We start from the raw sequence: 21,280 nt of genomic DNA on the forward strand, positions 1-21,280 counted from the left end.
ACATCCGGTCGTAGGCTCGCCTTCCTCCTCCCGAAGCAGCTCCAGGAAGGCCGCGCCCGTGCTCGGACAGATGCAGGACCGTCCCCTCGCCCTCCCCCACGTGTTCCACCGGGCCGAGCAGATGTTCGGTCACAAGACGCTCACCGGGATCGGCGTCGGCGGCGCCGTCACCACGACGACGTACGCGGACTGGGGGCAGCGCGTCCGCCGGACCGCCGCGGCCCTCGACGCCCTCGGCGTCGCCGAGGATGCCCGCGTCGGCACCTTCTGCTGGAACACCCCGGCCCACCTCGAGCTGTACTTCGCCGTGCCCTGTACGGGCCGCGTGCTGCACACGCTCAACATCCGGCTCTTCCCCGAGCAGCTCGTCTACATCGTCAACCACGCCGACGACGAGGTGATCTTCGTCGAGCGGGCGCTGCTCGGGATGCTCTGGCCGCTCGCCGAGCAGATGCCGAACGTGAAGAAATTCGTCGTCATCGACGACGGCGCCGACACCGAGATCCCCGACGACGAGCGCATCGTCGACCACGCGGAGCTGCTCGCCTCGGTCGAGCCGTTCCCCGGTCTCTTCGAGGTCGCGGACGAGAACCGCGCCGCCGCCATGTGCTACACGTCGGGCACCACCGGCAACCCGAAGGGCGTCGTCTACTCCCACCGCTCGACGGTGCTGCACTCGATCGCGGTGCTCATCGCCGACGTCGCGGGGCTCGTCGAGCGGGACGTCCTGCTCCCGATCGTCCCGATGTTCCACGCCAACGCCTGGGGCACGCCCTACGCGGCGGTGTTCTGCGGCGCCTCGATCGTCATGCCCGGGCCGAACATGGTGCCGAAGGCGATCGCCGGGATGCTGCGCGACCACGACATCACCGTCACCGCCGGCGTGCCGACCATCTGGATGGGCGTCCTGCCCGAGCTCGAGCGCTCCGACGTCCCGCACCTGCGGATCGTGCTCTGCGGCGGCTCCGCGGTGCCGCGCTCGCTCTCCGAGGGCTGGCGGGAGAAGGTCGGGCTGCCGATCACGCAGGCGTGGGGCATGACCGAGACCAGCCCGATCGCGACGACGGGCATGCTCCGGTCGATCCACGACGGGCTCTCCGACGACGAGCTCGCCGACGTCCGCGCCACGCAGGGCCAGCCGACCCCGCTGGTCGAGCTCCGCCTCGCCGACCCCGACACCGGCGAGATCGTCCCCTGGGACGGCACCTCCTCGGGCGAGCTGCAGGCCGCCGGCCCGTGGATCGCGGCGTCGTACTACCGCAACGAGGACGGCGGCAAGCAGTTCACCGCCGACGGCTGGCTGCGCACCGGCGACGTCGCGATCATCGACCCGAGCGGCTACGTCCGGCTCGTCGACCGCACGAAGGACCTGGTCAAGTCCGGCGGCGAGTGGATCTCCTCGGTGGACATGGAGAACCAGATCATGGGCATGCCCGAGGTCGCCGAGGCCGCGGTCATCGCCGTCCCCGACGAGAAGTGGTCGGAGCGGCCGATGGCCTGCGTGGTGGTGCGCGAGGGCGCCGAGCTGACCCCCGACCAGGTCAAGGAGTACCTGGCGACGAAGGTCGCGAAGTGGCAGATCCCCGACGACGTCGTCTTCATCGACGAGGTGCCCAAGACCTCGACCGGGAAGTTCTCGAAGAAGACGCTGCGCGAGAAGTTCGCGGCCGAGAAGGGCTAGGAGACGGGTTCCCGACGGCGGGTCGCGACGCGACCCGCCGTCGGCGCAGTCCGCGGTGTGTGTCGCGGTGCGCATCCTGCGAGCAGGACCGACACGAGCAGGGCGCCGAGGCCGACCGGGCGGCGGGGACGGGAGGTTCGCACCCGCCGACCCTGCCGCCGACGACGTGGCGAGGACGTGCGCCGCGGCTCAGTCCCGCGCGCCGACCGTGGTCTCCGGCAGCTCGCCGCGCTCCCGCTTGCCCAGCACCGAGTTCCGCCGCGAGTAGGCGAAGTAGATGATCACGCCGAGCACCATCCAGCCGATGAACCGGATCCAGGTCTCGACGGTCAGGTTGATCATCAGCCAGAGGCACGAGATCACCGCGAGGGTCGCGACGATCGGCAGGCCCTTCACGACGAAGCTGCGGGGCAGGTCGGGCTGCTGGCGGCGCAGGACCCAGGTGCCGACGGCCACGAGCACGAAGGCGAACAGCGTGCCGATGTTGACCATCGACTCGAGCTCGTCGGCCGGGAAGAACCCGGCGAGCAGGGCACACAGCGTCCCGATGATGATCGTGATGGTGACCGGGGTCCCGCGGGAGCCGGTCCGCGCGAGGTTGCGCGGGAGCAGCCCGTCACGGCTCATCGCGTAGAAGACGCGGCTCTGGCCGAGCATCAGCACCATGACCACCGTGGTGAGACCGGCGAGCGCGCCGACCTCGATGATCGTCGAGGCCCAGTTCGCCCCCACCAGGGTGAACGCGGTGGACAACGTGGCGGTGTCGCCGCCCGGCCCGGTCCGCAGCTGGGTGTAGCTCACCATGCCGACCAGCACGAGCGAGGTGGCCACGTAGAGGACGGTGACGACGCCGAGCGACCCGAGGATGCCGCGCGGCAGGTCCTTCTGCGGGTTCTTCGTCTCCTCGGCCGTGGTGGACACGGCGTCGAACCCGATGAACGCGAAGAAGACGAGCGAGGCGCCGGCGAGCAGGCCGTACACGCCGTAGGTCGATCCGTCGCTGCCCGCGATCAGCGACAGCAGCGAGGCCTTCACGCCGCCGTCGCCGGCCTGTTCCCCGCCCGACGGCGGGATGAACGGCGAGTAGTTCGCGGACCGGATGTAGAACGCGCCCACGACGATCACGAGCAGCACCACGCCGACCTTGATCGCGGTCATCACGGTGGAGACGGTGCTGGAGAGCTTGATCCCCAGGATCAGCACCACGGTGAGGACCGCGATGATGAGCATCGCACCCCAGTCGACGTCGAGGCCGCCGAGGGACACCGTGGTGGCGGTGCCGTCGCCGGTGAACAGCTGGCCCAGGTACTTCGCCCAGCTGGTGGAGACGACGGCTGCGCCGAGCGCGTACTCCAGCACGAGGTCCCAGCCGATGATCCAGGCGATGAACTCGCCGAACGTCGCGTAGGAGAACGTGTAGGCGCTGCCCGCGACCGGCACGGTCGAGGCGAACTCCGCGTAGCAGAGGCCCGCGAACCCGCAGGCGATCGCGGCGATGACGAAGGAGATCGCCACGGCGGGGCCGGTGATGTCCCCGGCCACGCGCGCGGTGATGGTGAAGATGCCGGCGCCGATGAGGACGGCGACCCCGAAGACGGTGAGGTCCAGCGCACCGAGCTCGCGACGCAGTTTGCTGTCCGGCTCGTCGGTGTCGCGGATCGACTGCTCCACCGACTTGGTGCGGAACAGGCTGTTCGTGCGCGGCGAAGGTGTGGTCGTCGCCATTCCCCGGCCCCCTCTCCGTGAAGAACGTGTGCGGTGGCGCGGACCCTATCGGGGGAAACCGACACTCGTCGTGTCGGCGGGACGACTGGTAGCAACCTGTGCCCGCACGGACCTAACGCCCGGGCCGCCCGTCCCCCGCGACGAAGACGAGCGCCGGTCCGTCGACGGCCGCCACGTCCACGGAGCGGTCGGCCGAGGGCAGCCACACGGCGCGGCCCTGCGGGACGGCGAGCGTGCCGCCCGCACCCTCCAGCACGGCCTGACCGCGGACGACCACCGCGATCCGGGGGCCGTCGATCCCCACGTCGGCGGTGCCGCCGTCGGGAAGGTCGAGCCGGACCAGCCGGAAGTGCTCACTGGGGGCGTGGAACACCGAGCGCGGTCCGTCGGTCTCCGGGCGCAGCAGCATCGGCGGGCCGCAGCGGAAGTCGAGGATCCGCAGCAGTTCGGGCACGTCGACGTGCTTGGGGGTCAGCCCCGCGCGCAGCACGTTGTCGGAGTTGGCCATGAGCTCGACGCCGCAGCCCGACAGGTAGGCGTGCGGCGAGCCGGCCGGCTGGAACAGGCACTCGCCCTCGGCGAGGACCACGCGGTTGAGCAGCAGCGCCGCGAGGACACCGGCGTCCCCCGGGTAGCGCTCGCCGAGGTCGAGCAGGGTGCGGACCTCGCGGTCGAACTCGTCGGTACCGCTCTTCAGCAGCGCGACGCAGGCGTCGAGGAGCTCGGGCACGAGCTGGTCGACCGCACGCTGCGGCAGCGTGATCCACGTGGTGAAGACCGCGCGCAGCCCGTCGGGGTCGGGCTGGGCGGCGAGCAGTTCGGTGTGGTGACGCAGCCCCGGCACGTCCAGCGCCCGCATCAGGCGCAGGGTCGCCCGGGCGTCACGGAACCCTGCGAGGGCGTGGAACTCCTCCAGCGCGCAGAGAATCTCCGGCTTGGGCAGGGCGTCGCGGTAGTTGCGGTTCGACGCGGTGCGCGGGATGCCGGCGGCCTCCTCGCGGGCGAACCCGGCGACGGCCTGCTCGGCCGACGGGTGGGTCTGCAGCGAGAGCGGTTCCTCGGCGGCCAGCACCTTGAGCAGAAACGGCAGCCGGCCGCCCCAGTGCTCGGCGCGGTCGGCCCCGAACGCCCCCTCGGGGTCCTCGGTGATCGCGTGCAGCAGGGTGCGGCCGCCCGGCAGGCGCGACGGGTCGTCGACGTGTGCCCCGAACCAGAGCTCGGCCTGCGGGTGCGGCGACGGGACCTGCTCGCCGAGCAGCGCCGGGATGTGGGTGCGCGACCCCCAGGCGTAGGGCCGCACCGTCCCCTCGAGCAGTTCCACCGCTTCGTTCCCCCTGCGTCGTTCCTGCACGTCGGTGTCGCGGACCGGGCCGTCGTGGCCCGGGTCCGCCCGGTCGGGCGCCGCGGGTCCGCGGCCGCTCCGGTCTCAGGCGCCGATGCCGGGCACCGTGCCCGGATCCCGCTCGGCGTCCGGGTCGGCCCCGAGCGACCCGGTCGCGAGGCCCAGGTACAGCGCCGCGAGATCGAGCCGCAACGCGAGTACCCCCGCCCGGATCGCGTCCCGCCCGACCCCGGGCCCCGCGAGCTCGAGGTCGTCGAGCTCGAGACGGTCCGCGGCCGGCCAGCGCCGTTCGGCGTCCTGGGCCAGCCGCCGCGTCGGCACGTCCTCGGAGACGGTCACGACGACCAGCCGCGGTGGCGGGCCGTCGGGGCCGGGATCGTCGAACGGGTCGGCGAAGATCGAGTCGACGCCGGTGCCGCCGTCGAGGCGGGCGGCGAGGGCGGGCACGCCGACCGCGCCGGTCAGGCCGCCGGCGTGCGCGACGACGCCCGCGTGCGCGGCGAGCGCCGTGGCCCCGTAGCCCGCGAGGGCGATCGCGGTGGCGTCGGTGCCCCAGAGCAGCGGGGTGTGCTCGGCCAGCCGGAGCGCGAGCGCCTTCGCCGGGGCCACGAACGCCTCGTGGCGCGGACCGCTGCGCTCGGCCTCGTCGTCGAGGCGGTCGGCCAGGGCCTCGCCGTCGACGTCGAGGAGGTCCAGGGCGCGGGCGGTGGCGTAGGCGGCGGCCAGGTCGGTCGGGGCGGCGAGCCCGTCGAGCACGGGCACGCGCGGCGAGATCTGGATCGCCCGTCCGGCGGCGGCGGCCGGGGCCGGGCCGTCGGCCGGCCCGGTCAGGACGACGTGCGCATTGCGCCGGACCGCGCGGTCGACCGCCTCCGCCATCGCGGCGTCGGCCGGGTCGCGCTCGGAGCCGCGATGGGACGCCACGACGACGTCGAGCGGGCCGAGCCACGGCGGCGCGGTGCCGGTGACGACCACCGGGCACGGACACGTGGGTTCGAGGAGCGCGGCGGTGACGGCGGCGACGGCGCGCTCGGGGCCGGGCCGGGCGAGCAGCACGAGGGCGCGCGGGCGCAGGCCACCCAGCGAGCCGATGCCCGACTCCTGCGCGGCCGCCCAGGTCGCCCGCACCTGGGCGCCGGCGGTCGCGGCCGCCCGCAGCACGCCGGCGCGATCGGCGTCGAGCAGGCGGCCGGTGTCCTCGAGCAGCGCCTCGTCGAGCACCGTCCTCACCCGCCCGTGGTGTCGCTCGACCCGCCGTCGGGACCCGCGTCCGGGCCTCCCACGGCCTCGGAGAGCAGCAGCACCGGGATGCCGTCGGTGACCGGGTAGGTCCGCCCGCAGACCGTGCAGGTGAGGGTGGACGCGTCGACGTCCGCGCGCAGCTCGCCGTGGTCGGGCGCGGGGCAGGCCAGGATCTCCAGGAGGGCGGGGTCGAGCCCCAGCGGGCCGGCCGTGCTCATCGCCGCACCACCGCGAGCACCTCGTCGCGCAGGGCGGCCACGGCGTCGGCGTCGGACGCCTCGACGTTCAGGCGCAGCAGCGGCTCGGTGTTCGACGGACGCAGGTTGAACCAGTCGCCGCCGTCGAACATCACCGTCAGCCCGTCGAGCGTGTCGGTGGTGACGTCCTCGCGGTCCCCGTAGAGCTGCTCCACCTCCGCCATCCTGGCCTGCGGGTCCGCCACCGTCGAGTTGACCTCGCCGGAGGCGGCGTAGCGCGAGTACTGCGCCATGAGCTCGGAGAGCGGCTTGTCCTGCTCCCCCAGCGCGGCGAGGACGTGCAGCGCCGCGAGCATCCCGGAGTCGGCCCGGAAGAAGTCGCGGAAGTAGTAGTGCGCGGAGTGCTCGCCGCCGAAGATCGCCCCGGTCTGGGCCATCGTCGCCTTGATGAACGAGTGCCCGACGCGGGTGCGCACCGGCTTCCCGCCGGCCTCGCTGACGATCTCGGGGACCGCCCGCGAGGTGATCAGGTTGTGGATGACCGTCGAGCCCGGCTCCTTCGCGAGCTCGCGGGTGGCCACGAGCGCGGTGATCGCACTCGGGCTCACCGCCTCGCCCCGCTCGTCCACGAGGAACACGCGGTCGGCGTCGCCGTCGAAGGCGAGCCCGGCGTCGGCGTGGCCGAGGTTGGAGACCTCGCGCTGCAGGTCGACCAGGTTGTCCGGGTCCAGCGGGTTGGCCTCGTGGTTGGGGAACGTGCCGTCGAGCTCGAAGTAGAGCGGGTGCACGTCGATCGGCAGCGGGTCGAGCACTGCGGGCACGGTGTAGCCGGCCATGCCGTTGCCGGCGTCGACGACGATCGAGAGCGGCCGGATCCCCGAGAGGTCGACCAGGCCGCGCAGGTACTCCGCGTAGCCCTCGCGCATGTCCTGCTGCGTGACGGTGCCCGTCCGGTCGGTGGCGCCGGGGACCTCGCCGGGCCCGCGGTCGAGCATCGCGGCGATCTCGTCGAGCCCGGTGTCCTGCCCGACGGGGCTGGCCCCCGCGCGGCAGAGCTTGATGCCGTTGTACGTCGCCGGGTTGTGGCTCGCGGTGAACATCGCGCCGGGCGCGTCGAGCGTGCCGGAGGCGTAGTAGAGCATGTCCGTGCTGGCCAGCCCGATCTCGACGACGTCGACGCCGCGGCCGGTGACGCCCTCGGCGAACGCGGCGGCGAGCTCCGGCGAGGAGTCGCGCATGTCGTGGCCGATGACGATGCCGTTCGCGGGGGGCGCGCCGGCCTCGGAGGTCAGCAGCTCGGCGAATGCCGCACCCACGTCGCGGACGAAGGCGGCGTCGAGCTGCTCGCCGACCAGACCCCGGACGTCGTAGGCCTTGATCACCTGGCCGATGACGCGGGAGCGGGCGGCCTGCGCGGACTCGGTGGCTGCTGAACTGCTCACACCCGCAGCGTATCGGCCGGGTCCGACGACGTGCGGCTCGGCGGCCACCCGATGGAGTGGCGGGACTTCCTAGGAGCCCGAGGGATCCGGCAGCACCCGCAGGTGCCCCCGCCGCCCGGTCCCGGCGACCGTGCCCAGCCCGACGGCCTCGGACCGCGGCTCGGCGCGACCGGCCTCGCGCACCGCCTCGGCGAGCGCGGTCAGGTCGTCCGCGCTCGGCTCGGAGGGGAACTCACCCTCGTAGCGCACGACCTCCCACCCGCGCGGGGCGGTGAGGCGCAGGGCGTGGAACTCGCAGAGGTCGTACGAGTGCGGCTCCGCACTGGTCGCCAACGGACCGACGACGGCCGTCGAATCGGAATAGACGTACGTCAACGTGGCCACGGCCGCACGGCCGCACCCGGTCCGTGAGCACTTCCGTACTCCTCGCACGGGACGGAACGATAGACGCCTCTCCCGGCTCCCGTCGCGCAGGCTCGCTCGGCGCGTCGGGGGACGGAACCGTGTGCGCCGGGCGCGAGGGTCACGTCAGGCACGCCGACCCGCCCCGGCATCTGCCCCGTGTGCCCCTCGCGGGCGAGGCGAGCGCGCCCGGGCCGCACCGAGCGCGAGGGTCACGTCAGGCACGCCGACGCGCCCCGGCGCCTGCCTGGCGTGCCCCTCGCGGGCGAGGCGACCTCGGTCGACCCCGCCGGGGCGTAGGCTCGCCGCTCATGGCGAGGGGTGGTACCCGCATCGGTGGGCGCTCGGGCGGCACGCGGGCGGGAGGCGCGTCGGTGGGCCGGAGCCCGCGACGCCGTGACCGACGGGGGCGGGGCATGCGCGCCCCGCTCTACCCCGCGGGCGCCCCCGCGGCGCGCACCCGCGCGGAACGGTTCGACGCCGTGGTGCTCGAGGCGCTGGAGCCGATCGAGGACCGGTGGGGCGCCGAGCTCGAGGACCTCGACGTCGCCGTGGACGACGTCCCCGACGTGTCGACCCCCGCGCCCGACGACGACGGCGTGGTGGGCGACGGCGACATCCCGCTCGCCCGGCTGGTGCCCGCCGGCGTCGACCGGCGCGGCGCTCCCACCCGGGCGCGCATCGTGCTCTACCGGCGCCCGCTCGAGGCGCGCGCCCTCGACGGCGAGGACCTGGCCGACCTGCTGCACGACGTGCTCGTGGAGCAGGTGGCGGAGTACCTCGGGGTCGAGCCCGACACGATCGACGACGGGTCCGACGAAGAGCCCTAGGAGCCGGCCCCTAGAAGCCGTGGTGCACGGCCTCGACGTTGTGTCCGTCGGGGTCGCGGAGGAAGACGCCGTAGTAGCCCGGGTGGTACTCCGGCCACTCCCGCGGCGCGTGCAGCACCTCCACACCGGCGGCCACCGCGGCCTCGTGCACGGCGTCGACCGCCGCGCGGTCCGGCGCCGAGAACGCGACGTGCAGCTCCTGCTCCACCGGCCCGCCCGGCGTCAGCCAGAACTGCGGGATCCCGGCGGCGCCGGCGAGCCCCACGACGGAGCTCCCCTCGTGCGGGAACCGCATCGCCTCGGTGAACCCGAGCGGAGCGAAGATCTGCAGGTAGCGGGCGACGGCCGCGTCGACGTCGGCGACCGGGATCCCGAAGTGATCGAGCATGCCGCGGACGCTAGCGGCGACCCCCGACACTCTCGCCGGACCAGGTCGAGCGGGGCTCAGTCCAGCCGGGTCCGCGACGGCAGCGCCGAGAGCGCCGTGAACAGCACGAGCGCCAGCTGCAGCAACAGGAGCAGCCCCCGCAGCGTGTCGTCGCGGGTGACGACCACCGGGCCGCCCGCGGCCGGCACCGGCACCCCGACCAGGTGCCCCCACGCCGGAACGATGTCGGCGGGTGCCCCACCGACCGTGGCGGTCCACCCCGACTCGCGTTCGGCCGCGAGGACCACGAGCCGCCGGTCCGCGCCGGGCGAGATGAGCACCCCGACCGTCGGCGGGCCGGCGGGGAGCGTCCCGATGCCCGAGGGGCGGCGGGGCGCGGCCTTCGCGTCGGTGGCGTCGTCGGACACCGGCGGCTCGAGGATCACGGCACCGGCGACGGGCAGCCCGATCGTCAGGACCGACCGACCGTCCGAGGTCGGCGCCGCCGGGGAGAGCAGCGGCGAGCCGGCGCCCACCGCACGCTCGGCGACCGCGGCGTCGGGCAGGACGACCGCGGCGGTGCCGGACGCGGCGAGCTCGGCCGCACCCGCCTGCACCGTGGCCGGGTCGCCGGAGAGCAGCGCGGTGACGTCCCGGGTGAGCCGGGCGGGGGCAGCACCGACCGGCACGAGGTCGTCGTCGCCGTAGCGGGGCAGCTCGACGCCCGCCCGGCGGGTGGTGTCGGTGTCGAGCGCGAAGCCCGGCCCGTCGGACCGGGGGGCGAGACCGACCTCGACGACGGTGGCGCCCGCCGCGGCCAGCCGCCCGGACAGGGCCGCGTCGAGGACCGGCGCCGGCCGTGCGGTGACCGGACCACGCGGCCCGACGAGGACCGCGCACACCGCGAGGGCGACCGCCGCGGCCGCCACGACGGGGACGGCGACGCCCCGGGCGCGCCCCGGCGCCGCGTCGCTCGCCCGCACCCGCAGGCGCGAGGACACGGCCGTGCCCACGCGCGACGCGGCCGACCGGGCCCCGCCGCCCACGCGGGTCAGGACGCCGTCGGGTCCGAGGTCGATCGCGGGGTCGCCGAGCTGCCGGGGGGCGGGCCGGTGGCGCGGGCCCGAGCGCCCCGTGACCAGCGTGCCGAGGGGCGTCACGCGCGCCTCGGCGACGAGCGCGAGCAGGCTCCACAGGGCACCGCACGCGGCGAACGCGAGGGCGGGGCCGGTCCAGCCCGGCCGCGGGTCGCCGCCGGACAGCGGCGCGAGCGGGACCGTGCCGACGATCCCGGCGGCGACGATCCCGAGCAGCATGATCGCGAGACCGGGCACCATCGCGCGCCGCGGGGCGAGCAGCGCGCCGCCGACCGCCACGACGAGCACGATCAACCCGACGACCGGCAGCGAGCCCGCCCCGCCGGGGTCGAGGGACAGGATGTCGAGGGTGCTCGCGAACCGCTCGGTGACCGGCGAGCCGGTGCCGTGCAGGAGCACCTGCGGTGCCCGGAGCAGCGTCGAGGGCCAGGGCAGGAGGAGCAGCACCGGCAGGACGACGACGGCCGCGAGCGCGACGGCCCGCCGCCTCGCCGCGCCGACGGGGGCGGGCACGGCCGCGAAGCCGACGACCACCACGACCAGCACCATGAGGTGCACCAGCGGGGCGAACGCGGACACCGCCGCGAGCAGCAGCGAGGTGCCGGCCGCCGCGCTCCACCACGAGGTGCGCCGGCCGCGGCCGCCCTCGGCGCCCGCGACCGTGCGGCTGCCCCGCAGCACGGCGGCGACCCCGGCGAGCACGAGGGGCAGGAGCACGACGACCACGACGCCGTCGAGCCGTCCCTGGGCGACGGCCGCGCCGGTGATGCCGAGCAGCGCGTACACCGACGCGGCGAGTGCGCGCAGCACCCGGCCGACGCGGATCGGGCGCGCGGCGACGTAGGCCGCGAGGCCGGCCAGCGGCAGGGCGCCGAGGAGGAGGAGCGAGACCGCGACGCCGGGTCCCGACGACCCGGCGACCGGCCACAGCACGCCGCCGACGACCCCGATCACCGCCAGCGCCGCCGACGACGGCGCGGCCGTCCCGCCGGCCACCGGGTGCCACTCCGCGAGGTACGCGCTCCACAGCGGGCCGAGCTCGGGCAGGGCCCGGATGCGCCCGCCGACGAGGTCGAGCCCGAGCCGGGAGCGCTGGGCCGCCAGCGAGACGACGGTCAGGGCCAGCACCATGAGCAGCGGCGGCGCCAGCAGCAGCTCGCGCAGCACGCGCCCGGGCGTGACCGGCACGACGACGAGCCGCGGGTCGGGCTCCTCCGCGGGCGCCTCCCGGGGGGAGGGGATGCCCACCAGCGCCGTCGCCGCCTCGGCGTCGTCGACCGGGGACCGGTGGCGCCCGCCGATGTACTCGGTCGGCCCGGCCTCGCCCGGCGACGCGGGTGCGGCCAGCGAGACCGCGACGGACTCCCCGCCGGGGCGGCGCAGACCGGCCTTGCGCCGGCTCGAGCGCTTCGGCGCGGTGGCCCCGGCCGGCAGGGCGCCCTGCCCGACGAGCAGCGAGCCCTCCTCCGGCCCCTCGCCGACGGCGGCCGCGGAGGCGGGCGCGCGGGACGGCCGGGCCGCCCAGTCCGGGAGCCGCCCCAGGTCGAGGTCGTCGCGCACCCGGTTGCGGACGATGCTGGTGAGCCCGCCGGAGACGGCGTTGCGCAGGCGCGTGGTGCGGCTGGTGAGCAGCCCCCGGACGTCTCCCGTCCCGGCGTCGGGCTGCCGACGCCGACGGGCCTCCTGCAGGTCGCCGAGGTCGGCCAGCAACCGTCCCATCGCGCCGAGCTCGGCGTTCGCGGCGCGCGGGCGGCGCAGCAGCAGGAAGCCGAGGGCGCGCAGCACGGCGAGCAGCGGCAGCCGCACGAGCCCGATCGCGTAGGCGGCCCCCGAACCGTTGGCGAGGACCGTCGCCATGCCGTTGCGGCGGTCGGTGGTGCGCAGGCCTCCGTCGGTGCCCCGCGCGTCGAGCCCCCGCGTGCCGACGGTCACCGCCCGCGCGTGGTGCAGCCGGGCCGAGGGCACGCAGAGCACGAGGCCGCCGGCCCGGTTGATCCGCCACCCGAGGTCGAGGTCCTCGCGCAGGAGGCCGTACGCCGAGTCGTACCCGCCGAGCGCGTCCCACTCCCGACGGCGGACCAGCGCGCCTGCCGAGCCGACCGCCAGGACCTCGGAGTTGGTGGCGAACTGCCCGAGGTCGAGCTCGTCGGAGCCGATGCCGGTCTGGCGGTGGCCGGACGCGTCGGTGGACAGGCCGGCCTCGACGACGAGCCGCGGGTCGTCCCAGTCGAGCTGCAGCGGGCCGAGCATCGCCGCGGACGGCGAGGACTCCGCGACGGAGAGCAGGACGTCCAGGCAGGACGGTTCCGGCGCCGCGTCGTCGTGCAGCACCCACAGCCAGTCGCCCGAGCTGCGGTCACCCGACCGGCCCCACCTCCGGTCCGCGTCGGCGACGGCGGCCGCGACGGCCGTGCCGAACGGGGTGTCCCGGGGGAGGTCGAGCACGACGTCGACGCGGTTCGAGGACCGCAGCAGGTCGGGCGTGGAGTCCCGCGACCCGGTGTCGACCGCGACGACCCGGCGGGGGCCGACGGAGAGCCGACCGAGCGCGCCGAGGGTCTCCGGCAGCCAGGCCTCGCCGTCGTGACAGACGAGGACCGCCAGCACGGGTGCCGTGGGGGCCACCGCAGTCCCTCCCGCCGTCGGGTCGCCCGACACCTCGCCGGACGGGCCCGAGACTAGAAGGGGGGTCCGACGGTCCCGTCGGAGAGGGTCACCACGCCGTGACCCCGGGCGTCCGGGTCAGACCACCCGGCGCTTGAGACGACGGCGCTCCCGCTCGGAGAGGCCGCCCCAGATCCCGAACCGCTCGTCGTGGCCGAGGGCGTACTCCAGGCACTCGGAACGGACCTCGCAGCTGTTGCAGATCTGCTTGGCCTCCCGGGTGGACCCGCCCTTCTCGGGGAAGAACGCCTCCGGGTCGGTCTGCGCGCACAGGGCGCGTTCCTGCCACTCCTGCTCGTCCTCGCCGGCCACCGCGAACAGCTCCCCCAGGACGTCACGCGGCCTCCCTGCCCCGTGCGGCCCCCCTGCCGCCAGTGACCTCTCGGACGTCCCGTCGAACCTCACGCTGCCCAGCACCACCGACCCGCTCTCCGCACCGTTCACACGGCCTCCCTCACCGCTAGCACTCCCCAGCTGGCGGAGCGCCGGCCCCGCGCCGGCGTGTACGTCGCCAGGAATTACATCGGTGTCGTTCCATGTGGGTCAAGTCGGGGTACACGCATGGCCGCATGTCGCGACGGACGGTCGTCACGTGCGGTGAACGTGTTTCCGACGTTCATCGACGCTGCGTGGCCCCTTCCCGGTATCCGACCTGGGACACTCGGTCCTGTGGCCAGCCTGCGCTCCGGTGGGAGCCTGACCCGGACCAGCCCCATCTTCCTGGGGCTCCTCGCCGCGACCGCGGCGGGGTGCGTCCTCACGCTCTTCGACTCCGAGATCGCGATCACCGCCGGCGTGGTGATCATCATCCTGGCGGGCTGGTGCGTCTCGCTCTGCCTGCACGAGTTCTCCCACGCGCTGACCGCGCACCGCTGCGGCGACCCGTGGGTCAAGGCCCGCGGCTACCTCACCCTCGACATCACGAAGTACGCGAACCCCGGGCTCACCTTCGTGCTGCCCGTGCTCTTCCTGCTGATCGGTGGCATCCCGCTGCCGGGCGGCGCGGTCTACATCGCGCGCGGCACCCTGCGCGCCCGCTGGGCGATGAGTCTCGTGTCGCTCGCCGGGCCGCTGGTCAACCTCGTGCTCGCGGTGCTGCTCGCGCTCCTGGTGCCGTTCGTCCCGCTCGCCCTGGGCGCCGGCCTGTCGTTCCTGGCCCTCATCCAGGTGCTCGCCTTCGTGCTGAACATCCTGCCGATCCCGGGTCTCGACGGCTGGGGCGTCCTCGACCCCTACCTCTCCGACCGGACCCGGCAGACCGTCGCGCCGTTCACCCCGTACGCGCCGCTGCTGCTGTTCGTGGTGCTGCTGCTCTTCTCCCCCGCCGCGCAGGCCCTGTTCGGGCTCGCGTCGTTCGTCTACTCCTCGACCGGCGGGGACCTCTCCCTCGCCGAGGCCGGACGGTCGATCTTCTTCTTCTGGCAGCGGTAGGCCCGGTCCCGGACGCCGGGTCGTACCCCGACCCGGCAGACCGTCGGGGGTCGGGGGCACGATCATCGGTGTGAAGGTCACGGTTCTGGTCGGCGGCGTCGGCGGTGCGCGGTTCCTGCAGGGGGTGCTGGCGGCGCTCGGCGCGGAGGCCGACGTCTCCGCGGTCGTCAACGTCGGTGACGACATCTGGCTGCACGGCCTGCGGGTCTGTCCCGATCTCGACACCTGCATGTACACCCTGGGCGAGGGCATCGACACCGAGAAGGGCTGGGGCCGCGCCGACGAGACGTGGTCGGTGAAGGCCGAGCTCGAGGCCTACGGCGCCGACCCGACGTGGTTCGGGCTGGGCGACCGGGACGTCGCCACCCACCTCGTGCGCACCCGCATGCTGCGCGCCGGCTACCCGCTCTCGCAGGTCACCGAGGCCCTGTGCAACCGCTGGCGCCCGGGCGTCACCCTCGTCCCCGCGAGCGACGACCGGATCGAGACCCACGTCGTCATCGACGACCCGGACACCGGCGAGCGGCGCGCGGTGCACTTCCAGGAGTGGTGGGTCCGCTACCGCGCGGCCCCGCCCGCGCACGGCTTCGCCTCGGTGGGCCGCGACCAGGCGACGGCCTGCCCGGCCGCCCTCACCGCGATCGCGGAGGCGGACCTGGTGCTGCTCGCCCCGTCGAACCCCGTCGTCAGCGTCGGCACGATCGTCGACGTCCCGGGCCTGCGCGCCGCGCTCGTCGCCGCGCCCGCGCCCGTCGTCGGGATCAGCCCGATCGTCGGCGGGCGGGCGGTCCGCGGGATGGCCGAGGCGTGCCTGGACGCGGTGGGCGTCGAGGTCTCCGCGGAGGGCGTCGGACGGCACTACGGGGCGCGATCCGCGGGGGGCCTGCTCGACGGCTGGCTGGTCCACGAGACCGACACCGCCGACGTGCCGGGCGTGGCCGTCCGGTCCGTCCCGCTGCTCATGACCGACGCGGACGCCACGGCCGACATGGTCCGGGCGGCGATCGACCTGGTGGGGCTGCATGTCTGAGACCCCCACGGCGCCCACCGACCACGCCGCGACCGGCGGGATCACCGCCTGGGGCGTCCCCGGGCTGCCCGAGTTCCGCCCCGGCGACGACCTGTCCGCCGCCCTCGTCGACGCGCTGCGCGGCCAGGTGGCCGACGGCGACGTCGTCGTCGTCACCTCGAAGGTCTTCTCCAAGGTCGAGGGGCGGCTGGTCACGGTCCCGCCCGACCCCGAGGAGCGCGACGCGGCCCGCCGACGACTGATCGACGACGAGACGGTGCGGGTCCTCGCCGTGAAGGGCCGCACGAAGATCGTCACCAATCGGCTGGGGATCGCGCAGGCCGCGGCCGGGGTGGACGGCTCCAACGTCGAGACCGACGAGGTGGCGCTGCTGCCCGTCGACCCCGACGGCTCGGCCGCCCGGGTGCGGCAGGACCTGGCGACGGCGCTGGGCGTGGACGTCGCCGTCGTGGTCACCGACACGATGGGCCGATGCTGGCGGCTCGGCCAGACCGACGCCGCGATCGGCTCCGCCGGGCTGGTGGCGCTGCACGGCTACGGCGGCGCGGTCGACCGGCAGGGCAACGAGCTGCTGGTCACGCAGGTCGCGGTCGCGGACGAGATCGCCTCGGCCGCCGACCTGGTGAAGGGCAAGCTCGGCGGGGTCCCGGTCGCCGTCGTCCGCGGCCTCGACGTCCTGCACGGGACCGGTCCGACGGCGGGCGAACTGGTCCGCCCCGTCGAGGAGGACCTGTTCTGGCTCGGCACGCACGAGGCCATCGCGCGCGGACGCCGCGAGGCCGTGCCCGCCCGTCGCTCCGTGCGGGCGTTCGCCGACGACCCGGTGGACCCGGACGCCGTGCGGCGGGCGGTCGCCGCCGGCCTCACCGCCCCGGCCCCGCACCACTCGCGGCCGGTGCGGTTCGTCTGGCTGCGCGACGCGACCCGTCGTCGGGAACTCCTCGACGCCATGGCCACCGCCTGGCGGGCGGACCTGTCCGACGACGGGTTCACCGCCGCGCAGGTCGAGAAGCGGCTCGCCCGCGGCGACCTGCTGTACCGGGCGCCGGAGCTCGTCCTGCCGTTCCTCGTGCGGGGTCCCGACGGCGGGTCGCACGACTATCCCGACGCCCGCCGGTCCGCGGGCGAGGACACGATGTTCACCGTCGCCGGAGGTGCGGCGGTGCAGGGCCTGCTGGTGGCGCTCGCGGCGGAGGACCTCGGGTCGTGCTGGGTCGGCTCCACGATCTTCGCGGCCGACCTGGTGCGCTCGGTGCTGGACCTGCCGGGGACGTGGGAGCCGCTCGGAGCGGTCGCCGTCGGCCACCCCGCGGAGCCCCCGGCCCCGCGGGGCGAGCCGGCCGTCGACGACCGGCTGGTGGAGCGGTGAGCGCCCCGGTGCACGCCGACGCCACCGCGGTCCTGACGGCCTGGGAGGCGCCCACCCCCGACCAGTCCGCGATCCGGTACGCCCTCCTGGCCTACCTCGCGGCCCGGGACGACGCCTGCGCCCGGGCGTGCGCCAGCGGGCACCTGACGGCCTCGGCGCTGGTCGTCGACGCCGCCGGGGAGCACGCGCTGCTCACGCTGCACCCCCGGGTGGGCCGCTGGCTGCAGCTCGGTGGGCACATCGAGGCCGACGACCCGACCCTGCGCGACGCGGCCCTGCGCGAGGCGACCGAGGAGTCGGGGATCGCCGGGCTCGCGATCTCGGACGCGCCGGTGCACCTCGACGTCCACCCGGTGACCTGCTCGCTCGGTGTGCCCACGCGGCACCTGGACGTCCGCTACCTGGTCCGTGCCCCCGAGGGTGCCGCCGCGGTGCGCAGCGACGAGTCGGTCGACCTGCGCTGGTGGCCGCTCGCGGAGCTGCCGGACGACGTGGCGTTCGGGCGGGCGTTGGGCGGCTGACCCGCCGGAGCCTCACACGGCCGGAGCCGTCAGCCCGCCGGTGAGGGTCCGCGTCACCGTGTCCACCGCCGAGCGCGCGGTGTCCCACGAGTCGCCGCCCGGCTGGCGGGTGAGCACCGCGACGACCCAGGGCGAGCCGGCGGCCGGGACACCGGTGGTGTGCAGGTACAGGTCGCCGTCGGACATCCAGCCCTGCTTGGCCGTCGCCCCGGCGGGGCGCGGTGGGTCGAGGAGCCCGAAGGCCTGGTCGAACCCGTCGGCGCCCGTGTCCGCGGCGTTCCCCAGTCCGGTCCGGATGACCTGCTGGTCGGCCGGCGAGAGCGCCGTGAACGCGTAGCGGTAGACCGCGAGGACGTCGCGGGCGGAGATCACCGTCTCGCCCCACTCGTCGGGGTCCGACGGCGGCGTCGTGTCGTGCAGACCGACGAGGGACACGACGTCGGAGACCGTCTGCGTGCCGCCGTACTCCTCCCACAGCGTGTCCATCACGTCGTCGTCGGAGAGGCTGAGCGCGCGCCCGATCGCGGTCATGTCGTCGGCGCTCAGCGTGATGTCACCGGTCTCGGATCGGTGCAGCAGGTCGACGATCGTGAACAGCTTGACCACCGACGCCGACTCGAACCCGGTCGCCCCGGTCGACCCGGCGACGACGTCGCCGTCGGTCTGGTCCAGGACCGCCACACCGACGGCGACGCCCCCCGGCGCCGCGGCGACGGCCTGCGCGACCGCTGTGCCCGCGGCGGCGTCGGCGGTGGCGGGCGAGACCCGCGGGGGTGCGGCGGTCGTCGTCGGGGGTGCGGTCGTCGGCGGCGACGCGGGGCGTGCCGTCGCGGCCTGGCCCGGCCGGACGGAGAGCGACGGGAGGACCTGGCGCGCCGTCAGGGTGGTGGTGCCCGACGGCGTGCCGAGTACCCGGACCGGGGAGCCGACGGGGAAGTGTGCGGCGTCGGTGGGCTGGTGGGTCCGCCCGTAGCGGGTGGTGGGGGTGAGCTGCACCGTCCAGCTCGCGCCGGTCGTCGCCAGCACCGTCCACGTGGAGCCGGACTCCGCGGTCACCGTCCCGTTCACCACGTGCCGCGCGCGGGCGCCGGCCGACGACCGGACCGTGCCTCCGCAGCCCGCGGTCGCGAGGACGGCCACCAGCACCAGGACGGGCAGGACTCGACGGATGATCACGCCGGTGAGCCTGTCCAGTCCCCGCGCCACGGCACCAGCACCGGGCCCCGATCCACAGCAGGAGCTCAGCCGGACGGGACGATCAGCCCGTCCCGGACAGCGCGTCGCGGGCGTAGGCGGCGACGCCCGCCGCGTGCCGGTCGAGGACGGCCGCCAGCGCCTCGCTGACGACCGGGCCGGCCAGTGCCCGGTGGCGGTCGGCCACGGAACGGGCGGCCGGCGAGTCGACCGGTTCACCCGCCGTCCAGGCCCGGGCCCAGGCGAGCCCGAGCTCGTCGAGGTCCTCGTCGATCCGGGGCCGTTCCCCGAAGCCGTCGAGGATCTCCTCCGGCGTGACCGCCCGGCCCTGCGCCACGGCGCGGACGGAGGCTATCTGCCGGTCCACCCGGGCGCGCACCGCCTCGAGCAGCGGGAGCAGGTCCGCGGCCGACGCGCACCCCCTATCGGCGTGCTCGGTCTCCTTGTCGGGAGCTAGGCCCAGCTCCCGGCAGAGCAGGACCCGCTGGAGCTCGACGACGTCCTCGCCCGTCCAGAGGCCGGGCCGCAGCGCGGCGAGCGGCACCCCGCTCGCCCGGGCGACCTCGGCGGCGCTGGACCCGTCCACCGCTCAGTACTCCCGGAAGTCTCGCGGCGAGTACCGCGGCCCGAAGCGGGGGCGCCGGAACCCGGACGCCTCGATGTAGCGGACCGCCCGCTGCCGCTGCGGGGCGTAGCAGGCGAGGACCTCCATCATCCCCGCGTCGTCGAGCTTCCGGCCGACGAGCGCGTAGCCGACCGTGCTGGGGATGTGGAAGTCGCCGATCGACACCGCGTCGGGGTCGCCCCAGGCGCGCTGGGCGACCTCGGCGGCGGTCCAGACCCCGATCCCGGGGACCTTGCGCAGCAGCGAGCGACCCTCGACCCCGCGCAGCTCCACGGCCTTCTCCAGCCGGTGCGCGACGGTGGCCGACGCGAGGATCGCGCGGCGCCGGGACTGGTCGACGCCCGCCTTGTGCCACTCCCAGTCGGGGATCGCCTTCGTGGCGCGCGGCGTCGGCGGGACCCGCATGCCCTTCGGGGCGGGTCCGGGTGCGGGGCCGCCGAAGCGCCAGCAGAGCTCACGCCAGGAGCGGTGGGCCTCGATGCCGGTGACCTTCTGCTCGAGGATCGCGGCGAACAGCTGGTCCCACACCGCCCCGCACGCCCCGAGCCGCAGCCCCGGCAGGCGGTGGCGGGCGTCGGCGACCAGCGGGTGGTGCCCGACGAACCCGTCGTCGTCGTCGTCCGCGCCGAGCAGGGCGGGCAGCCCGTCGAGCACCCACTCGGCGCCGTCGCCCCACGCGTCGGCGACCACCTCGGTGCCCACGCGGCGGATCCGGGTGGTGGCCGGTCCGACCGGGGTCGAGCCCACCCGCCAGAGGACGCCGGTCTCGTCGATGCGGCAGGTCGGGTCGCCCTTGCCGTGGCGCAGCGGCGAGATCAGCGCGGCGATGTCGAGGACGTACCCCGGTTGCCACCGGCGCGTCCGGGCGGTCCCGGACTCGGATTCGAGGAGAGCCTCAGCCACTCCCCGAGAATCGCAGACCGCCGTCCGGGATCGCGAGACCGGGCCACAGGCGGACGCCGTCGCGGAGCTCGCACCCCGCGCCGACGGTCACGTCGTCGCCGATGACCGCGTCGCTGACCACCGTCTCGTCGCCGATCACCGCGCGCGGCCCGACGACGGAGCGGGTGACGGCGACGTTGTCGCCGATGCGGGCGCCGTCCATCACCACCGAGCCGATGATCCGCGAGCCGTCGCCCACGACGACGTCGCGGCCGAGGGTGCTGCCGTCGGAGACCGACGCGGTCGCCGCCGTCTTCGCGCCGTCCAGCAGCAGCGCGGTCCCGACGGGGCCGGGCAGGGCCGACGTCGGGGCGATGCCCTGCACCAGGTCGGCGCACCCGCGGACGAAGGCGGCGGGGGTACCGAGGTCGAGCCAGTACGACGACTCGACGTGGCCCTGCAACCGGCGGCCCTCGCGCAGCAGGCCGGGGAACGTCTCGCGCTCCACGCTGACCGGGCGGCCACCCGGGATCGCGTCGATCACGGCGCGCCGGAAGACGTAGCACCCGGCATTGACCTGGTCGGTCGGCGGGTTGAGCGTCTTCTCCAGGAACGCCTCGACGCGGCCGGTGGCGTCGGTGGGGACGCAGCCGAAGGCGGTGGGGTCGGGCACGCGGACCAGGTGCAGCGTCGCGTCGGCGCCCGAGGTCCGGTGCTCGCCGAGGACCGCCCCCAGGTCGACCCCGGAGAGGATGTCGCCGTTGAAGACCATGACCTCGTCGAACCCCGGGTCGAGGGCGGCCGCGGCGTGCCGGATGCCGCCGCCGGTGCCGAGCGGCTCCGGCTCGGGCACGCACTCGAGGTCGAGCCCGAACGCCGAGCCGTCCCCGAGGTAGTCCGCGAACACCTCCGCGCGGTAGCTGGTGCCCAGCACCACACGCCGGATTCCCGCGGCGGCGATGCGCGAGAGCAGGTGCCCGATGAACGGCACCCCCGCCGTCGGCAACATCGGCTTCGGCGTCGACGCGGTCAGCGGGCGCAGCCGGCTGCCCTGACCGCCGACGAGCACCACCGCCGCCGTGCCCTCGGCCGTTCCCCCCGTAGTCGTCACGTTCGTGCCCTCCTGGGTGTGTCACCGGCCCCCGCTGTGACGACGACGTCGCGTCCGGGCGCTAGTGTGTTTCCACTCGGCAAGTCACCGGTCCGGGTCCTCCGGGGCCCACCGGACGCCCTATCCGT

19 protein-coding genes are annotated in these 21,280 nt (G+C 75.2%); 6 read left to right on the forward strand and 13 right to left on the reverse strand.

The genetic code is table 11. From position 1 onward, the window contains the following. Positions 1-70: 70 nt before the first annotated feature. Entirely contained in the window at positions 71-1,681 is a 1,611-nt protein-coding gene (locus tag QSK00_RS22245) for a long-chain fatty acid--CoA ligase (protein ID WP_285594204.1), read from the forward strand. Between the two features lie 189 nt (positions 1,682-1,870). Here the strand turns inward: QSK00_RS22245 and QSK00_RS22250 are convergent, their stop codons facing one another. The 6 genes from QSK00_RS22250 to QSK00_RS22275 form a co-directional block, all read right to left on the reverse strand. Then, positions 1,871-3,406 carry an APC family permease gene (locus QSK00_RS22250; protein WP_285594206.1) on the reverse strand — a complete coding sequence of 512 codons (1,536 nt, stop codon included), beginning with the start codon at positions 3,404-3,406 and terminating at the stop codon, positions 1,871-1,873. A 112-nt stretch (positions 3,407-3,518) separates the two neighbouring features. After that, complete coding sequence (gene manA / locus QSK00_RS22255; protein ID WP_285594208.1) at positions 3,519-4,727, reverse strand: mannose-6-phosphate isomerase, class I; 1,209 nt, start codon at positions 4,725-4,727, stop codon at positions 3,519-3,521. Positions 4,728-4,832: 105 nt separating this feature from the next. Then, positions 4,833-5,978: an SIS domain-containing protein gene (locus QSK00_RS22260; RefSeq protein ID WP_285594211.1), complete on the reverse strand. Its 1,146-nt coding sequence runs from the start codon at positions 5,976-5,978 to the stop codon at positions 4,833-4,835. Next, positions 5,975-6,208, reverse strand: coding sequence for a Trm112 family protein (locus tag QSK00_RS22265; protein WP_285594213.1), 234 nt, complete (start codon positions 6,206-6,208; stop codon positions 5,975-5,977). Before QSK00_RS22265 ends, QSK00_RS22260 begins: the two co-directional genes overlap by 4 nt. Next, positions 6,205-7,629, reverse strand: a complete 1,425-nt coding sequence (locus QSK00_RS22270) for a phosphomannomutase/phosphoglucomutase (protein ID WP_285594215.1) — start codon at positions 7,627-7,629, stop codon at positions 6,205-6,207. The genes QSK00_RS22265 and QSK00_RS22270 overlap by 4 nt, the downstream gene beginning before the upstream one ends. Positions 7,630-7,698: 69 nt before the next feature. Beyond that, positions 7,699-8,061: a DUF3499 domain-containing protein gene (locus tag QSK00_RS22275; protein ID WP_285594217.1), complete on the reverse strand. Its 363-nt coding sequence runs from the start codon at positions 8,059-8,061 to the stop codon at positions 7,699-7,701. Between the two features lie 386 nt (positions 8,062-8,447). Here QSK00_RS22275 and QSK00_RS22280 point away from each other — a divergent pair, with 386 nt between their 5' ends. Next, the gene (locus QSK00_RS22280) at positions 8,448-8,861 is read left to right on the forward strand and encodes a metallopeptidase family protein (protein ID WP_285594219.1); all 414 of its coding nucleotides are present in this window, start codon (positions 8,448-8,450) and stop codon (positions 8,859-8,861) included. 10 nt (positions 8,862-8,871) lie between these two features. Here the strand turns inward: QSK00_RS22280 and QSK00_RS22285 are convergent, their stop codons facing one another. From QSK00_RS22285 to QSK00_RS22295, 3 genes are all read right to left on the reverse strand, one after another. Then, positions 8,872-9,249 (reverse strand): VOC family protein, encoded by a 378-nt coding sequence (locus QSK00_RS22285; RefSeq protein WP_285594221.1) that lies wholly within the window; start codon positions 9,247-9,249, stop codon positions 8,872-8,874. Positions 9,250-9,305: 56 nt separating this feature from the next. Next, a complete protein-coding gene (locus QSK00_RS22290; protein ID WP_285594223.1) occupies positions 9,306-12,950 on the reverse strand; it encodes a glycosyltransferase in 3,645 nt (1,214 codons plus the stop codon). A gap of 117 nt (positions 12,951-13,067) precedes the next feature. Continuing rightward, the gene (locus tag QSK00_RS22295; RefSeq protein ID WP_230755641.1) at positions 13,068-13,319 is read right to left on the reverse strand and encodes a WhiB family transcriptional regulator; all 252 of its coding nucleotides are present in this window, start codon (positions 13,317-13,319) and stop codon (positions 13,068-13,070) included. Between the two features lie 339 nt (positions 13,320-13,658). On the opposite strand from QSK00_RS22295, the gene QSK00_RS22300 reads away from it, so the two are divergent. The 4 genes from QSK00_RS22300 to QSK00_RS22315 all read left to right on the forward strand — a co-directional run bounded on the left by QSK00_RS22300 (position 13,659) and on the right by QSK00_RS22315 (position 17,340). Beyond that, positions 13,659-14,420: a site-2 protease family protein gene (locus tag QSK00_RS22300; protein ID WP_285594225.1), complete on the forward strand. Its 762-nt coding sequence runs from the start codon at positions 13,659-13,661 to the stop codon at positions 14,418-14,420. A 70-nt stretch (positions 14,421-14,490) separates the two neighbouring features. Next, on the forward strand, positions 14,491-15,450 hold the full coding sequence (cofD, locus tag QSK00_RS22305; protein ID WP_285594226.1) for a 2-phospho-L-lactate transferase: 960 nt from the start codon (positions 14,491-14,493) through the stop codon (positions 15,448-15,450). After that, positions 15,443-16,819, forward strand: coding sequence for a coenzyme F420-0:L-glutamate ligase (locus QSK00_RS22310; RefSeq protein WP_285594228.1), 1,377 nt, complete (start codon positions 15,443-15,445; stop codon positions 16,817-16,819). Before cofD ends, QSK00_RS22310 begins: the two co-directional genes overlap by 8 nt. Next, on the forward strand, positions 16,816-17,340 hold the full coding sequence (locus QSK00_RS22315; protein WP_285594230.1) for an NUDIX hydrolase: 525 nt from the start codon (positions 16,816-16,818) through the stop codon (positions 17,338-17,340). Before QSK00_RS22310 ends, QSK00_RS22315 begins: the two co-directional genes overlap by 4 nt. A 12-nt stretch (positions 17,341-17,352) precedes the next feature. On the opposite strand, the gene QSK00_RS22320 is transcribed toward QSK00_RS22315, so the two are convergent. From QSK00_RS22320 to manB, 4 genes are all read right to left on the reverse strand, one after another. Then, entirely contained in the window at positions 17,353-18,516 is a 1,164-nt protein-coding gene (locus tag QSK00_RS22320) for a DUF5666 domain-containing protein (protein WP_285594235.1), read from the reverse strand. An 82-nt stretch (positions 18,517-18,598) separates the two neighbouring features. Further along, a complete protein-coding gene (locus tag QSK00_RS22325; protein WP_285594237.1) occupies positions 18,599-19,120 on the reverse strand; it encodes a TipAS antibiotic-recognition domain-containing protein in 522 nt (173 codons plus the stop codon). Between the two features lie 3 nt (positions 19,121-19,123). Beyond that, positions 19,124-20,062: a DNA-3-methyladenine glycosylase family protein gene (locus tag QSK00_RS22330; RefSeq protein ID WP_285594239.1), complete on the reverse strand. Its 939-nt coding sequence runs from the start codon at positions 20,060-20,062 to the stop codon at positions 19,124-19,126. Further along, entirely contained in the window at positions 20,055-21,152 is a 1,098-nt protein-coding gene (gene manB / locus QSK00_RS22335; protein WP_285594240.1) for a mannose-1-phosphate guanylyltransferase, read from the reverse strand. The genes QSK00_RS22330 and manB overlap by 8 nt, the downstream gene beginning before the upstream one ends. Positions 21,153-21,280 lie beyond the last annotated feature (128 nt).

This window comes from Actinomycetospora sp. NBRC 106378, assembly GCF_030269685.1.
GTDB lineage: Bacteria > Actinomycetota > Actinomycetes > Mycobacteriales > Pseudonocardiaceae > Actinomycetospora.

Coding starts and splice junctions, on each gene's coding strand:
- QSK00_RS22245 (WP_285594204.1), top strand. CDS start 71: ATGCAGGACCGTCCCCTCGCCCTCCCCCACGTGTTCCACCGGGCCGAG.
- QSK00_RS22265 (WP_285594213.1), bottom strand. CDS start 6,208: ATGAGCACGGCCGGCCCGCTGGGGCTCGACCCCGCCCTCCTGGAGATC.
- QSK00_RS22280 (WP_285594219.1), top strand. CDS start 8,448: ATGCGCGCCCCGCTCTACCCCGCGGGCGCCCCCGCGGCGCGCACCCGC.
- QSK00_RS22285 (WP_285594221.1), bottom strand. CDS start 9,249: ATGCTCGATCACTTCGGGATCCCGGTCGCCGACGTCGACGCGGCCGTC.
- QSK00_RS22250 (WP_285594206.1), bottom strand. CDS start 3,406: ATGGCGACGACCACACCTTCGCCGCGCACGAACAGCCTGTTCCGCACC.
- QSK00_RS22310 (WP_285594228.1), top strand. CDS start 15,443: ATGTCTGAGACCCCCACGGCGCCCACCGACCACGCCGCGACCGGCGGG.